Origin of the sequence: Yinghuangia sp. YIM S09857, assembly GCF_051388915.1 — a bacterium.
Classification (GTDB): Bacteria; Actinomycetota; Actinomycetes; order Streptomycetales; family Streptomycetaceae; genus Yinghuangia.
This window is the reverse complement of record NZ_JBPKBH010000010.1, coordinates 65,806-80,552: the sequence shown is the minus strand read 5'-3', so window position 1 is coordinate 80,552 and position 14,747 is coordinate 65,806. Positions and strand designations below refer to the sequence as shown.

Genomic DNA, 14,747 nt, shown 5'->3' with positions numbered 1-14,747 from the left:
CCCCCCCCCCCCCCCCCCCCTCGGCCGTGTCCGAGCGCACCGCGCAGACAGAGCGGAGTCGCGGATGCGGCAGCGTGCGCCCCGCAAGCGGTGGCAGGGCGGCGGCTCGGAGGGGCGATGCCCGGCGGGGTGGGTGCGTGAGGAGGGTGGACATGAAGGGGTGCGGCCGTCCGGAGCTGTGCGTTTCGGCCCCCGCGCGGGCCGGCGGGTGAGGGTGCTCCCTCGACTCGTGGGCCGAGCGCGGCATCGGGGAACCCGGTTCATCTTGTGCGCGTCTCAACGCTGTGAAGGATCCGCGACACCTGCCGCGGAGGGGGAACACCGTGGGCGCGCGCGTCCCCGGGCCGGTACTCTGCCTCAGGCAGCAGGGGGATTCCGGACGCGGCGATCCGCGTCCCCGGTGGCTGCGCTCGCGCCGGCCACCGGGCCGACGCCAGGTCTGTCGCAGCGAGGAACCGGCGGGGATGATGGGCGGTGGTGGGGGAGAATTCGGGGGGATTGTGGCGGAACACGAGTGGCCGGGTGAACCTCTGGCCAAAGGCGACCCGACCCGCATCGGGCCCTACACGGTTCTCGGCCGTCTCGGCGCGGGCGGAATGGGCCGGATCTACCTCGGCCGTTCGCCGTTCGGGCGGCTGGTGGCGATCAAGACGATCCGCTCCGAACTGGGCGGCGACCCCGGCTTCCGGGCCCGCTTCGCACAGGAGGTGGCGGCCGCCCGCCGGGTGAGCGGCGTGTTCACCGCCGCCGTGGTCAACGCCGATCCGGACGCCGCCGTGCCGTGGCTCGCGACCGCGTACGTCCCGGCCCCCTCGCTGGAGACCCTGGTCCGCTCGTGCGGCCCGCTCCCGGCGAGCGCGGTGCGCTGGCTCGCGGCCGGCATCTCCGAGGCGCTGGAGTCGGTGCACGCGGCGGGCCTGGTGCACCGCGACCTCAAACCGTCCAACGTGCTGGTGGCCAGTGACGGCCCCAAGGTGATCGACTTCGGCATCTCGCGCGCGGCCGACTTCGGCTCGCTGACGATGACCGGCGTCGCGGTCGGCACGCCCGCCTACATGTCGCCCGAGCAGGCCCAGGGCGTACGCGACATCACCCCCGCCAGCGACATGTTCTCGCTCGGCGCCACCCTCGTGTACGCCGCGACCGCCCACTCCCCCTACCCGGACCGCAAGCCCGCCGAGGCGCTGCTGCGCCTGGTGACCGGTTCCGCGGACCTGACGGGGCTGCCGGACGAGCTGCACGACCTGATCAACTCGTGCATGCAGCGCTCCCCCGAACACCGTCCCTCGCCGACCGCCCTCCTGACGTCCGTGGCCCCGCTGCTGGACGCGGAGAGCGGCTACACCGGGGACAGCCGCCTCCCCGAGGCCGCGGCCGCGATGGTCGACCGGTTCGAGCGGCAGTACCGGCCCGCGGGCCAGCGCACGCCGCCGGTCCCCGAACCGCAGCCGCCCGCCGACCAGCCGGACGAGGAGTCCGCCGGGCGGATCAGCGACGACGACTGGGGCAAGCTCCCGGCGCAGGTGCGCGACGAGCCGCGCGGCGGCGAAAGGGACGGAGGAGGTCCCGCCGACCGCGTCCCGGACCCGCACGGTGCGAGCCCGGGTCCGGTGCCGACCACTCCCGAGGCCGCACCCGGCCCCGGGCCGCAGCACGGTCAGCCCCAACCCCACATTCAGCAGCACGGCCGGCAGGGCGTGTCGCAGCCGCAGCCCCATGCCGCCCAGCACGGGCAGCAGGGTCAGCACGGCCAGCAGGGTCTGCCGAACCCGCAGGGGGGGCAGTCCCCACCGCGGCCGCCGGTCGGGCCGCCGCCGGTGCCGCGTCCGCAAAGCGGGGGCGGCGGCTCGTCGTTCCCGCCGCCGCAGCCGCACGGCCAGCCTCCGCCGTACGGCCCGCCCCCGGGCCAGTCCGGACCCGGCCACCAGCAGGGCGGCCACGGCCATCAACTCGGCCGGCCGCAGTACCAGGGGCAAGGTCAAGGCCAGCCGCAGGCGTACAACCCGACCGGGCAGCCGCAGCCCCACGCACAGCCGCAACCCACCGCGAACCCCCCGCACGGCGCCGGGAGTTCGGCCCCGTCGGGCGCCCCGGTGGGCGCGCTGCCGACCGAACTGGCGTTCCGCAAGGCCCCGCCGCCCGCCGCCGCGACGTACGTCGCGGGCGCGGACGACGCTCCGCGCCCGCACCCGCCGACGCCGCGCACCCCCACCGGCCCCATGGAGGCCGCGACTTCGCAGCCGTGGCGGTTCGCCGCGACCGCGGAGATCGTGGCGCCGCCGGTGCGCGCCGGAGGGGCGCGAACCTCGCGCGTACACGTGCACAGCAAGGACAACGGGCTGCACACCCTGCACCTGGCCACGCGCGAGTGGCGCTTCGACAGCAGCGGTTGGTCGCATCCGCCCGCCGTCGAGGGCGACATGATGTACCTCAGCAGCCAGGACAACCACCTGTACGCCCTGGAGTTGACGAGCCGTCAGTGGCGGTGGAGCTTCCCGACCGGCGGCGAGGTGGTGGCCGCGCCGGTGGTCGCCAACGGCACGGTGTACTTCGGCAGCAGCGACAACTCGGTGTACGCGGTCGACACCGCGTCCGGCCGCCTGCGCTGGCGGCACCAGACCAGCGGCTGGGCGACCTCGCCCACGGTCGTCGACGGCACGGTCTACTTCGGCAGCAGCGACCGCTGCGTCTACGCCGTCGACGCCGCCACCGGCTGGGCCCGCTGGCGCTACCAGACCGGCGGCTGGGTGTCCGCGCCGACCGTGTCCGGTGGCATCGTGCACATCGGCAGCACCGACCACTACCTCTACCTGCTGGACGCCGCGGCCGGTACGCTCCGCGGCTGGTTCGCGGCCAACGGCCCGGTGGCCCAGCCCGCCGCGGCGGCCGGGCTGTCGCTATTCGGCAGCGGCGACGGCGGGCTGTACGCGATCGACGTCAACACCCAGCGCTGCGTGTGGCGTTACAACACCGACGGCTGGGTGACCTCGCCGGTGGTCGCGGGCGACACGGTGTACGCGGGCAGCAGCGACCACTCGATCGTGGCGGTCGGCACGAGCGGCGAGCCGCGCTGGAAGTTCCAGACCGGCGGGCGGGTCACCTCCCCGATCGTGGCGGACGGCCTGGTCTTCGTCGGGAGCACCGACCGGCACCTGTATGTGATGGACGCGGCGACCGGCGGAGCCCCGCGCACCGCCCGCGGCAACTGAGTGGCGCGACACAGCGTCCGGTAGGCACCCGAGAGGCAACCGACCCGTTATCCCCGTGAGTTCGTGATCACGGGCGGCTTTCAGCAGGTCATCACGGCCCCGGTGAACAACCGTTCACCGGGGCCGAATCGCGTCCGGCGATCGCCTGCATCACGGTCGGATCACAAACCTACCTATCGCTAAGTAACAGTCGTACAGTCTGCGCACCGGAGTCCGGCAGGCCCGTGAACCCAAGGTCGGTGGTGACCCAGGTGCGCTTCCTGTTCCGACGTATCGGCTTCTACGCGGTGACCGCGTGGGCGGCGATCACGATGAACTTCCTCATTCCCCGGCTCATGCCGGGGAGCCCCGAGAACTCCGTCCTCTCCCGCTTCCAGGGCTCGGTGTCGCAAGAGCAAATCGACGCCGTGAAGGCCCAGTTGGGGGTGAGCGACGCGACCCTGCCGTCCCAGTACGGGACTTACTGGAAGGACCTGCTCTCTGGCGATCTCGGCGTCTCCGTCTCGTACTTCCCCGGCGACGTCACCGAGGTGATCGGCCAGGGCGTGTGGTGGACCGTCGTCCTCATCGGCGTCGCCACGCTGATCAGCTTCGTGCTCGGCACCCTCCTCGGCGTCCTCGCCGCCTGGCAGCGCGGCTCGCGGCTGGACGCGCTGCTCCCGCTCACCACGTTCCTGTCCGCGGTGCCGTACTTCTGGATCGCCCTGGTCGCGCTCAGCGTCCTGGGCGTCGAGATGGGGCTGTTCCCGATCACCGGGGGCTACCGCCCCGAACTCCAGGTGGGCTGGAGCACGGAGTTCGTCGCCAGCGCGCTCAGCCACTCGGTGCTCCCCGCGCTGACCATCATCGTCGGCTCCATCGCCGGATGGCTGCTCGGCATGCGCAACATGATGCTGACGACCATCTCGGAGGACTACGTCCTGGTCGCGGAGGCCAAGGGCCTGCGCACCCGGCGCGTCATGCTCGGGTACGCGGCGCGCAACGCCCTCCTGCCGAACATCTCCGGCTTCGCGATGTCGCTCGGCTTCATCGTGAGCGGGTCGATCGTCACCGAGACCGTCTTCTCGTACCCGGGCATCGGGTTCCTGCTCTTCAACGCGGTGCTCAACAACGACTACCCGCTGATGCAGGGGATCTTCCTGATCATCACCCTCATGGTCCTGTTCGCCAACCTGATCGTGGACCTGTGCTACGTGGTACTCGACCCGCGCATCCGACAGGAGGCCTGACCCATGGCGGCAACGGCCACCCTCGCGCCCACGGAGCCGAAGGCGGCACCCGCGCGGGCCCGCCGCGGCGCCCCGCTGCTGCGCTCCGGCAAGGCGCTCACCGGCCTGGCCATCTTCGGGGCGTTCGTGCTGCTGGCCGTCATCGGCCCGTGGATCGCCCCGGAGGACCCGTCGAAGACCGGCGGCCCGGTGCTGCAATCGCCTTCCGGCGCACACCTGTTGGGGACCACGCAGTCGGGCCAGGACGTCCTGTCGCAGGTGCTGGCGGGAGCCCGCACGTCGATGCTCGTCGGCCTGGTCGCGGCGACCATCGCGACCGCCCTGGCCGTCCTCATCGGCGTCACCGCGGGCTACGTCGGCGGCTGGGTGGACGAAACCCTGTCGATGCTGACCAACATCTTCCTGGTCGTCCCGGCCCTCCCCCTGACGATCGTGCTCACCGGATACCTGGACGGCGGGGGCTGGTTCCCGATCGCCGTCGTCATCAGCGTCACCGGCTGGGCCTTCGGCGCGCGCCTGCAACGGGCCCAGACCCTGTCGCTGCGCAACCGCGACTACATCAAGGCCGCCAAGGCGATCGGCGAACGCCCCTGGCGCATCGTCACCGTCGAACTGGTGCCCAACCTCGGCGCGATCATCATCTCGGGCTTCCTGTTCACCTTCATCTTCGCGATCCTCACCGAGGCCAGCCTGTCGTTCCTCGGGCTCGGCGACCTCGGCGGCACGTGGAGCTGGGGCACGACGCTCTACTGGGCGCAGAACTCCAGCGCGTTCACCACCGGCGCCTGGTGGTGGTACGTCCCGCCCGGACTGTGCATCGCGCTGGTGGGCGCGAGCCTTTCGCTCGTCAACTTCGGCGCGGACGAGCTCATGAACCCGCGCCTTTCACCGGTGGCCAAGCGCACCCGCGGGCGGCGCCGCCGCGCGGCCGACGCAGGAATGGAGCCAAAGCCGTGACCCCCACCGAGACCACAGCCGTCGGAAGCACAGCCGCCGGGGGCACCGCGACCGCCGCGACCGCCGCCGCACCGGCCGGACGCCCGGGCGCCGCCCGCGAACCCCTTCTGGAGATCCGGGGGTTGACCGTCGACTACGGCGAAGGACCGGGCGCCGTGCACGCCGTCGACAACGTGGACATCACCCTGCACCGCTCCGAAACCCTGGGCCTGGCCGGGGAGTCCGGCTCCGGCAAGTCCACACTGGCGCACGCGGTCACCCGGCTGCTGCGGCCACCCGGCACCATCACCGCCGGGCAGGTTCTCTACCACCGGCACGCCAAGGACGGCGCCGGGGACGGCACCTGGCCGGACATACCGTCCACCGGACACGTGTCGGGTCCGGTCGACGTGCTGGCCATGAACCGCGCCGAACTCCGGGCGTTCCGCTGGGAGGAGATCGCGATCGTGTTCCAGAGCGCGATGAACGCGCTCAACCCGGTGCACAACGTGGCGGCCCAGATCAGTGACACCCTGCGCGCCCACCGGCCGGGCATCACGAAGGCCGAATGCCGGGACCGGGCCGCACAGTTGCTGACCACGGTGGGCGTCCCGGCAGCTCGGATGCGGGCGTACCCGCACGAACTCTCGGGCGGCATGCGGCAGCGCGTGATGATCGCGATGGCGCTGGCCCTCGACCCCGACGTGCTGGTCCTGGACGAGCCGACCACCGCGCTGGACGTGGTGGTGCAGCGTGACGTGCTCGCGGAACTCGTGCGACTACGCGAGGAGTTCGGCTTCTCCGTGCTGTTCATCACGCACGACCTGTCGCTGCTGCTCGAAGTGGCCGACCGGGTCGCGATCATGTACGCGGGACGCCTCGTCGAGTCGGCGCCCGCGTACGACATTTACCACGACCCCCAACACCCCTACACCGAGGGGCTCGTGGGGTCGTTCCCGCCGCTGCGCGGGCCGCGCCGCGAGTTGACCGGCATCGGGGGCTCTCCGCCGGACCTGCGCTCGCTGCCGCCAGGCTGCGCGTTCTCGCCGCGCTGCGGCCGCGCCCTCGACCGCTGCACCCGGGACGTGCCGCTGCTGCGGGTGCCGCCGGAGCAGTCCGAGCGCCTGGTCGCGTGCCACCTGGACGACCCGCAAGGGAGCGCCGATGGACACCCCTGAGCGGGACACCCCGCAGCCGGCCGCGCCGGTTCTCGAAGCCCGCGGCATCTCGCGCCACTACCCGGTGCGGCACGCCGGCCGCGACGGTCTGCTCGGCCCGCGGCGCGTCGTGCACGCGGCCGACGACGTGACGATCGCCCTCCACCGGGGGCGGATCACCGCGGTGGTCGGCGAGTCCGGCTCCGGCAAGTCGACAGTCGCCCGCGTGCTGGCCCGTCTGGAGCCGCCCACCAAGGGCGAGTTGCGGCTCGCCGGGCAGCCGGTGGGCAGGCCGCGCGGGCGGGCGTTCCGGGACTACCTCGGCCAGGTCCAGATGATCTTCCAGGACCCGTTCGCGTCCCTGAACCCGATCCACACGGTCGAGCACCACATCGCCAGGCCGCTGCGCCTGCACGGTCCGCGGCGCGGCAAGGCGGAGCTGCACGCCGAGGTCTTGGCGCTGCTGGATCGTGTCAGCTTGACCCCGGCCGAGCAGTTCGCCCGCAAGCGCCCGCACGAACTCTCCGGCGGGCAGCGGCAGCGCGTCTCGATCGCCCGCGCACTGGCGGTACACCCGGAAGTGATCCTCGCCGACGAGCCGGTCTCCATGCTCGACGTGTCGATCCGCCTCGGCGTGCTCAACCTCTTGCAGCGGCTGGGCCACGACGACGGGCTGGCGCTGCTCTACATCACCCACGACATCGCGTCCGCACGGTACTTCGCCGACAGTGTGCAGGTGATGTACGCGGGGCGCCTCGTCGAGGGCGGCCCGTCCGAGGCGGTCACGCAGGAGCCCGCGCACCCGTACACGCGCCTGCTGATCGACTCGGCCCCCGACCCGGACCGCCGCGGCTCGCTCGCCGGGGCGCGCGGCGAACGGCTCGGCGAGGCGCCCGACCTCGCCGATCCGCCCACCGGATGCCGCTTCCACCCGCGTTGCCCGCTGGCGATGCCGGTGTGCGCGGAGAAGGAGCCGCCCAGGTTTCCCGCGAAGGACGCCGGCCCCGACCCCGCGGCCGGGACGGGGACCGTACCCGGACCGGAGCCGGCGGCAGCGGCGGCATCCGCGGGCGGCGAGGGCCACTGGGCCGCGTGCTGGCTGCACGCCCCGGAAGAAGACCGGCGGGACCGACAGGACCAGCACCCGATGACGACCGGACGGCGGTGAGTGCTCGTGCTCGGATTCGGCAGACCAGGCAGGCGCGACGAAGCAGGCGTGACACGGAGGTTCGGCGCGCCGCGCCGCTCCCGGACTCTCGTCCGCACCCTCGTCGGGGTGACGGCGCTCGCGCTCACCGCGACGACCGCCGCGTGCAGCGACGAGAGTTCGGGCGCCTCGGGGTCGACAATCCTGAACGTGGCCGGTGCGCCCACCGGGCCGTTGCAGCGCAACTTCAACCCGTTCCTGACCACCGGACCGATGAACCTCATCGGCGGTGTCTCCATCATCAACGAGCCGCTGTTCATCCCGAGCGCCATCGACGTCGGCAAGACCACGCCCTGGCTGGCCAAGTCGTGGCGGTTCTCCGCGGACGGCAGGGAACTGACGCTCGACCTGCAATCCGGCGTCAAGTGGACCGACGGGCGGCCGTTCACCGCCGAGGACGTCGCGTTCACGTTCACCATGCTCCAGAAGAACCCGGCGATGAACGTGTACGGCCTCCCGATCGCCTCCGCGCGAGCCGAGGGCCCGGACAAGGCGGTGGTGACCTTCCCGGTGCCGTCGTTCGCGCAGGAGGCGTTCCTCGGGGCGACGTACATAGTGCCCAAGCACGTGTGGGAGGCAGTCCCCGACCCCGCCTCGTTCACCAACGAAAACCCGGTGGGCACCGGGCCGTTCATGCTCGACACCTGGTCGCCGCAGGGCTACCTGCTGAAGAGGAACCCCAACTACTGGCAGCCCGGCAAGCCCAGGATCGACGGCCTGCGGTACGTCGTCCACAACTCCAACGTCAGCGCCAACCTGGCTCTGGCGCAGGGGCAGTTGGACTGGGCGGCGAACTTCGTCAACAACATCGAGAAGGAATACCTCGACAAGGACCGGGCGAACAACAAGCACTGGTCCCCACCGATCGCCCCGACGTACCTGGGCATGAACCTGACCAAGCCGCAGTACCGCAACGCCGACGTGCGCAGGGCGATCAGCCTGGCACTCGACCGCGAGAAGCTGGTCGAGGTGGCCGAGCAGAACCAGCAGCCCGCCAACACCACGCCGACGGGGCTGGTGTTCCCGCAGCACGAGCGGTTCGTGGCGGCCAAGTACAAGGACCAGAAGCTCAGGCAGGACATCCCGGCAGCCAAGGCGCTCATGGAGAAGGCCGGTTACCGCATCGGCGGGGACGGATACGCCGTCGGCCCGGACGGCAGGCGTTTCACGATGACGCTGCTCACCTCGTCCGGCTTCACCGACATCATCACGATGTACCAGCTCATGACCGACCAGTTGAAGCAGATCGGCATCGAGGTCAATATCGAGACCAAGGCGACCGGCGAGTTCATCGCCAACCAGTTCACCGGCAACTTCGACGCCTCGACGGTGGGCCCGCTGACCGGCTCCTACTCGCCCTTCCACGCCTATGAGCGCACGCTCGCCGGGTACTTGACCCAGGACGTCGGCAAGCCCGCGTTCGCCAACCAGGTCCGCTGGAAGGACGCGAAGACCGACCAACTCCTCCAGCAGTACGCCGCATCGCAGGACCCGGCCGTGCGACAGGCCGCGCTGGAGGGGCTCCAGGACATCATGGTGGAACAGGTCCCGGTGATCCCGCTGTTCAACTTCGTCTCGTGGGCGCAGTACAACACCCGCAAGGTCGTCGGATGGCCGGACGCCGGCAACCCGTACGCCACCGCCACCCCCGTCGGCCCCGGCTCGGTCCTCGTGGCCACCTCGCTGGAGCCGAAGGCCGAGTAGCGACCCTGCCAGGCAGAACCCGGAGGACGTGCCCGGCGGCGTGCAGGGGCCGCCGCCGCGCACGGCAACGGCCGGCCGGGACTCGGGGATCCCGACCGGCCGTTCGCCGTACGTCATGCCTCGCGTGTCACGCCGGGTGCGTCATGCCTCCCGCCGCGCGGGCGCCGCACCCGCTGCCTCAGCGAGCGCCCAGCGGCACGTAGTCGCGGATCGGCGTGCCCGTGTAGACCTGGCGCGGGCGGCCGATCTTGGACGCCGGGTCGGCGATCATCTCGCGCCAGTGCGCGATCCAGCCCGGCAGGCGGCCGAGCGCGAACAGCACCGTGAACATCGACGTCGGGAAGCCCATCGCACGGTAGATGAGGCCGGTGTAGAAGTCGACGTTCGGGTACAGCTTGCGGGACACGAAGTAGTCGTCCGACAGCGCGACTTCCTCAAGTCGAAGGGCGATGTCGAGGAGTTCGTCGCGCTTGCCGAGGCGGCTGAGCACGTCGTCGGCGGCCTTCTTGATGATGCGGGCGCGCGGGTCGTGGTTCTTGTAGACCCGGTGTCCGAAGCCCATCAGGCGGACGCCGTCCTCGCGGTCCTTCACCTTGCGGACGAACGCGTCGACGTCGCCGCCGTTGGCCTTGATGCCGTCCAGCATCTCCAGCACCGACTGGTTCGCACCGCCGTGCAGCGGGCCCCACAGGGCGCTGATGCCCGCGGAGACCGAGGCGAACAGGTTGGCGTGGCTGGAGCCGACCATGCGCACGGTCGAGGTCGAGCAGTTCTGCTCGTGGTCGGCGTGCAGGATCAGCAGCTTGTCCAGCGCCGCGACGACGACCGGGTCCGCCTTGTACTCCTCGGACGGCACGGCGAAGGCGAGGCGCAGGAAGTTCTGCACGTAGTCGAGGGAGTTGTCCGGGTACAGCAGCGCCTGGCCGACCGACTTCTTGTAGGCGTACGCCGCGATGGTCGGCAGCTTGGCGAGCAGCCGTATCGTCGAGATGTGGACCTGGCGCTCGTCGAACGGGTCGTGGCTGTCCTGGTAGAAGGTCGACAGTGCGCTGACCACCGACGAGAGCATCGCCATCGGGTGGGCGTCGCGCGGGAAGCCGTCGTAGAAGCGCTTGACGTCCTCGTGCAGCAGCGTGTGCTTGGTGACCTCCTCGCGGAAGTCGTCGAGCTGCGCGGAGGTGGGCAGCTCGCCGTAGATCAGCAGGTACGAGGTCTCCAGGAAGCTGCCCTGCTCGGCCAACTGCTCGATCGGGTAGCCGCGGTACCGCAGAATGCCTTCTTCGCCGTCGATGAAGGTGATCGCGGATTTACACGCGGCGGTGTTGACGAATCCGCCGTCGTACGTCACCAGACCGGTTTCGGCACGCAGCTTTCCGATGTCGATGGCGTTGTCGCCGATGGTCCCTGGGACCACCGGGTAGGTGTGTTCGTTCCCCTGATAGCGCAGTACTACCGAGTCCTCGCTCATGGCTGGTCCCCTACTTCTCGGCTCAGGCTCCGACACCCGTCCGGATCGTGTCCGGTCGGCCCCGGCTTTCGTGACATGTGTGCACCAGTACGAATAGCAGGCGCACAATGCCGCGCCGCAACCGGCTCCCAACTCGCGGATCAAACCGTGAGCCACATCACGTGACGGATCGTCACATGAGAATCATGCCCGGGTGGGCACCCGCATATCCCCTCGGAGCCGGGTCCACCTGCACGGACCGCATGGTGACGGTCCGACTCCCGCCCACGGTACGTCGCCGCAACGGGCAGGACCACTCGTGCCCGACGGGTTCCAGGTCGGATACGCAGTGTGACCGCGCGTGCCATCTCACGCCGGACGGAGGGGCGTTGTGAGATCCGGGCGCCGCGCCGGCCTGCGCACGAAAGCACCGCAAAGACGCGGTTCGGGGCCCTGCCGGCGGATTGCCGGGGGTGAGTCACGGCGGTTCCAAGGGCCGCCCGCGATCACTTCCGCACCGGTTCGAGGACGCCGGACGTCAGGCCCTCCAAGAGCCCCGCGCCGAGGCGCGCCCCGAAGTCCCCCACGCGGCCCAGGGCGGTGTTGAAGCGGTGCAGGGCCCGGAACGTGGCCCCGTAGCCGCGCTGGACGTCCAAGGGCAGCAGGGGCACCTCGAAGCGCCGCACGTCCAGGCGCACGATGCTGGAGCCGTACGTCGCCTGCCGCGTGTTCGCGGGCGCGGCCAGGAAACCGGCCAGGAACCACGCGTCCAGGACGCCCGGGTCCGGCCGCAGCAGATGCAGGTTGGGGCCCAGCAGCGCGCCCGCGTCGGCCTCCTCCGCGACGCGCACGGCGGTGCCCTCGGCGGTGAACACTGCCGGCACGACCACGTCGCCGGGCTCGATGCGAGTGAGCCGGTCGGACACACCGTCACCGGCCGGCCACACTCCGCTCGCCGCGGTCCCGGCGTTGACGTCGGCCGCGGTCAGGACCCGCCCGGCGGCGGATCCGCCGGTGTCGTGCGGGCCGCCCGCGCTTGGTGCCGCGGCGAAGTCGGCCTCGCCCCGGCCGGTGCGCACCGGCCCGCGGAACAGCGTCACGCCGCCGCCGCGCGTCAGATCGGCGATGGCGACGCGGCGCCAGGCCGCGGCGCCGGGAGCCGCCCGGCGGGTGTCCGGCACGAACTCCGGGACGCTCGCGAGCGCGTCGGCGAGCGCGGCGCGCATGTCGGCGACGACGTCCGCGCTCTCCGTCCCGGCTGGCAACGGCAGGTTGTGGGCCGGCGTGAGGTCGACCGCGTCGTCGAGGAGGTCGATGACGGGCACGGCCCTGCGCACGCCCGGGATTTCGGCGAGGGCCGCCGGAGCGGACGCGAAGGACCGCCAGGCGTCGACGGCGAGTTCGGCGATCGCCGCCCAGTCGGGGTCGCGGCGTGGGTCCGGGGTGTGGGCGGCCGCTTGGTGTGCGCCGGTTGAACGCGGAGGGCCCGGCCGCTGGGTGGCCGCCTGGTGCGCGGCCGTGTCCACGAACAGCACGTGGGAGGAGGCGGTACCGGGCTCGGGTCGGACGAGCAGCCAGACCTGGAGCGCGACTCCGGCGGGCGGAGCCGCGCCCGCCGGCAGGCCGACGACGGCACGGAGGGCTCCGCTGCGCAGCAGTTCGGCCCGGATGCGGCGGCCCGAGCCGCGGGAGGCGACTGCGGGGGGCATCAGGACGGCGACCGTGCCGCCGACCCGGGCGTGTGCCAACGCGTGCTGGACCCAGGCGAGTTCGCCCTCGGTCTTGGGCGGCAGGCCGTACACCCAGCGGGGGTCGTAGGCCAGTTCGTCGTGACCCCAGTTGCGGTCGTTGAACGGAGGGTTGCACAGGACGGCGTCGAACTGCGCGGCGGACCAGGCGTCGTGACGCAGCGCGTCGCCCACGGCGACCGTGGGCGGGGCGGGGAGGTTCGTCGGGCCGGCGGGCTCCGTGGGGGCCGGGGCCGCCGCGGGCTCCGTAAGGGCCGGGGCCGCCGCGGGCTCCGTACGTCCGGGAGCCGTCGGGACTCGCGCGGAAGGCCCGTCTTTCGGGGATTCCGCGGCTTCTGGGCCCGCCGCATCGCGACTAGCGGTCGGGTCGGCCGGCGTCGCGGCGAAGGCGAGGCGTACGGCGGCCAGGCGGGCGAGGGCCGCGTCCGGGTCCTGGCCGGCGGCGGCCTCGGTGCCGTGGCCCGCGCGGCGGGCGGCGAGCAGCAGGTCGCCCGCGCCGCACGAGGGGTCGAGCACGGTACGGGCGGGTCCGAGGGCGGTCGCGAGGTCGGTCATGAGCGCGGCCGGGCCGGGCGGCGTGGCGGCGGGGCGTGCGGCGGACTCGGTGTAGCGGGCGTACAGCTCCCCGAACACCCGGGCGGGGCCTACCTGTTCGGCGCGCCGGGCGGCCTCGTGGAACGCGGGTGCGCGCGGTCCGTCGCGGCCCTCGGGCGCGGGGAGCAGCAGGTGCTCGCCGACCTGCGCGAGGACGAGCGCGTGGTCCTCGTCGCCGGACGCCTCGACCAGGGCGCGCCAGAGCATCTCGTCCGGCGCCACCTCGGCGATCTTGCCCTGCTCGCGCAGCCATCCCTCGACCTCGGCGAGGGAGAAGGTCGGGCTGGTCTCGGTGCCGCCGACCGGCTGTGGGAACTCCGGGAATCTGCGTCGCCAGTTGCTGACCGCGGCACGGCCGACTCCCGCGATCCGGGCGATCTCGGCGGCGGTGACCTGGGGTCCTGGCATGCGCGGCGCCCTTTCCCTGGGATGTCGTGAACTACTCGGCGCGAGCCTACCCTGACGTACCGCCACCCGCGCAGATTGTCTGTTGACACTATTCACAGCCATTGTGCATAGTGGCTGCGTCACCAAGAAGTCAGTCTGAAGTCCGTGGCCACATGGGAGTTCGCGGACATCCTCGGAGGAGACGATCCGTATGTCGCACACCAAGGCCCGCAAGCGCGCCGGCGTCGTGGTCGCGGTCGCTGTGGCCGCCCTGCTGGCCACCGCCTGCGAGAGCAAGGACGACAAGAGCGCCGACAAGGGCCCTGCCGCGGCCACCTCGGACGCGGCCGGAACAGGCGGCGCGGTCGGCAACGCCGACGGCTCGAAGGACGACGCCGCCAAGGGCGAAGGCGGATCCTCGGACAAGCCGGCCGACAAGCCCTCGGACAAGCCGGCCGCCGGGGACAAGGGCAAGTACACCGCCGACCTGAAGGCGTACCTGTCGACCACGAAGCTCGGCAGCCACGTGGTCGAGGTCCGGGCCGACAAGCAGACGGGCTCCGACTACACGATCACGGTCAACACCGACCTCCCGCCGACCGCCGGCGCGACCGACGACGGCGCGCTCAAGGCGATGGCGATGGGCGAGAAGCTGACCAACGAGACCCACCAGTGGGTCCAGGCGCACGGCGACCTCAAGGTCGGCTACATCGAGGTGCTCGACAAGGAGAAGGGCACCGCGGGCAATGAGAACCTGGACAACAAGTCCAAGGACAAGGCCGCCAACGACGCGTACGCGCAGAAGATCGCGGCCGGGATCAAGGGCTCGACGTACGGCTCCGCGGTGACCGAGGTCTTCGTGTACGCGGGCCCGTACGGCAGTGCGGGCAAGGTCGTCGTCAACACCACGCTTCCGGCGCGCGCCGACGACATCGACGCCGACCTGGAGCAGATGGACAAGGCGTCAAAGCTCGCCGAGGAAACCAAGCAGTGGATCCAGGACAACGCGGGTGTCAAGGTCGACTACATCGAGATCCTGGACGCCGAGAAGGGCCTCGCCGGCAACGAGATGGTCTGACCCGGCACTTCGCGGCACGGGGCCTCACCCGTGCCGCGTTCCGCCCTACCG

The 14,747-nt window shown here is 71.8% G+C and carries 9 protein-coding genes; 7 read left to right on the top strand and 2 right to left on the bottom strand.

The window, feature by feature from the left end; translation table 11 throughout:
• The first annotated feature begins 500 nt into the window (after nucleotides 1-500).
• From ACRX5S_RS22070 to ACRX5S_RS22045, 6 genes are all read left to right on the top strand, one after another.
• Nucleotides 501-3,209, top strand: coding sequence for a protein kinase domain-containing protein (locus ACRX5S_RS22070; RefSeq protein WP_436774755.1), 2,709 nt, complete (start codon nucleotides 501-503; stop codon nucleotides 3,207-3,209).
• A gap of 251 nt (nucleotides 3,210-3,460) precedes the next feature.
• Nucleotides 3,461-4,438, top strand: coding sequence for an ABC transporter permease (locus tag ACRX5S_RS22065; protein WP_436774946.1), 978 nt, complete (start codon nucleotides 3,461-3,463; stop codon nucleotides 4,436-4,438).
• A 3-nt stretch (nucleotides 4,439-4,441) separates the two neighbouring features.
• Nucleotides 4,442-5,395, top strand: a complete 954-nt coding sequence (locus ACRX5S_RS22060; RefSeq protein ID WP_436774754.1) for an ABC transporter permease — start codon at nucleotides 4,442-4,444, stop codon at nucleotides 5,393-5,395.
• Nucleotides 5,396-5,502: 107 nt separating this feature from the next.
• On the top strand, nucleotides 5,503-6,552 hold the full coding sequence (locus tag ACRX5S_RS22055) for an ABC transporter ATP-binding protein (RefSeq protein ID WP_436774945.1): 1,050 nt from the start codon (nucleotides 5,503-5,505) through the stop codon (nucleotides 6,550-6,552).
• Nucleotides 6,539-7,699, top strand: a complete 1,161-nt coding sequence (locus ACRX5S_RS22050; protein ID WP_436774753.1) for an ABC transporter ATP-binding protein — start codon at nucleotides 6,539-6,541, stop codon at nucleotides 7,697-7,699. Before ACRX5S_RS22055 ends, ACRX5S_RS22050 begins: the two co-directional genes overlap by 14 nt.
• Before the next feature lie 48 nt (nucleotides 7,700-7,747).
• Nucleotides 7,748-9,442 carry an ABC transporter substrate-binding protein gene (locus tag ACRX5S_RS22045; protein WP_436774752.1) on the top strand — a complete coding sequence of 565 codons (1,695 nt, stop codon included), beginning with the start codon at nucleotides 7,748-7,750 and terminating at the stop codon, nucleotides 9,440-9,442.
• Between the two features lie 178 nt (nucleotides 9,443-9,620).
• Here ACRX5S_RS22045 and ACRX5S_RS22040 read toward each other — a convergent pair whose 3' ends face one another.
• Complete coding sequence (locus ACRX5S_RS22040) at nucleotides 9,621-10,910, bottom strand: citrate synthase (RefSeq protein ID WP_436774751.1); 1,290 nt, start codon at nucleotides 10,908-10,910, stop codon at nucleotides 9,621-9,623.
• 485 nt (nucleotides 10,911-11,395) lie between these two features.
• A complete protein-coding gene (locus ACRX5S_RS22035) occupies nucleotides 11,396-13,639 on the bottom strand; it encodes an N-6 DNA methylase (protein WP_436774750.1) in 2,244 nt (747 codons plus the stop codon).
• Nucleotides 13,640-13,829: 190 nt separating this feature from the next.
• Between ACRX5S_RS22035 and ACRX5S_RS22030 the strand changes: the two genes are divergently transcribed.
• Complete coding sequence (locus tag ACRX5S_RS22030; RefSeq protein WP_436774749.1) at nucleotides 13,830-14,696, top strand: hypothetical protein; 867 nt, start codon at nucleotides 13,830-13,832, stop codon at nucleotides 14,694-14,696.
• The last annotated feature ends 51 nt before the right edge of the window (nucleotides 14,697-14,747 follow it).

What these genes read in the sequence shown, in the direction of transcription:
- ACRX5S_RS22040 (WP_436774751.1), bottom strand. Translation starts at nt 10,910, where the DNA reads ATGAGCGAGGACTCGGTAGTACTGCGCTATCAGGGGAACGAACACACC.
- ACRX5S_RS22050 (WP_436774753.1), top strand. Translation starts at nt 6,539, where the DNA reads ATGGACACCCCTGAGCGGGACACCCCGCAGCCGGCCGCGCCGGTTCTC.
- ACRX5S_RS22030 (WP_436774749.1), top strand. Translation starts at nt 13,830, where the DNA reads ATGTCGCACACCAAGGCCCGCAAGCGCGCCGGCGTCGTGGTCGCGGTC.
- ACRX5S_RS22060 (WP_436774754.1), top strand. Translation starts at nt 4,442, where the DNA reads ATGGCGGCAACGGCCACCCTCGCGCCCACGGAGCCGAAGGCGGCACCC.
- ACRX5S_RS22035 (WP_436774750.1), bottom strand. Translation starts at nt 13,639, where the DNA reads ATGCCAGGACCCCAGGTCACCGCCGCCGAGATCGCCCGGATCGCGGGA.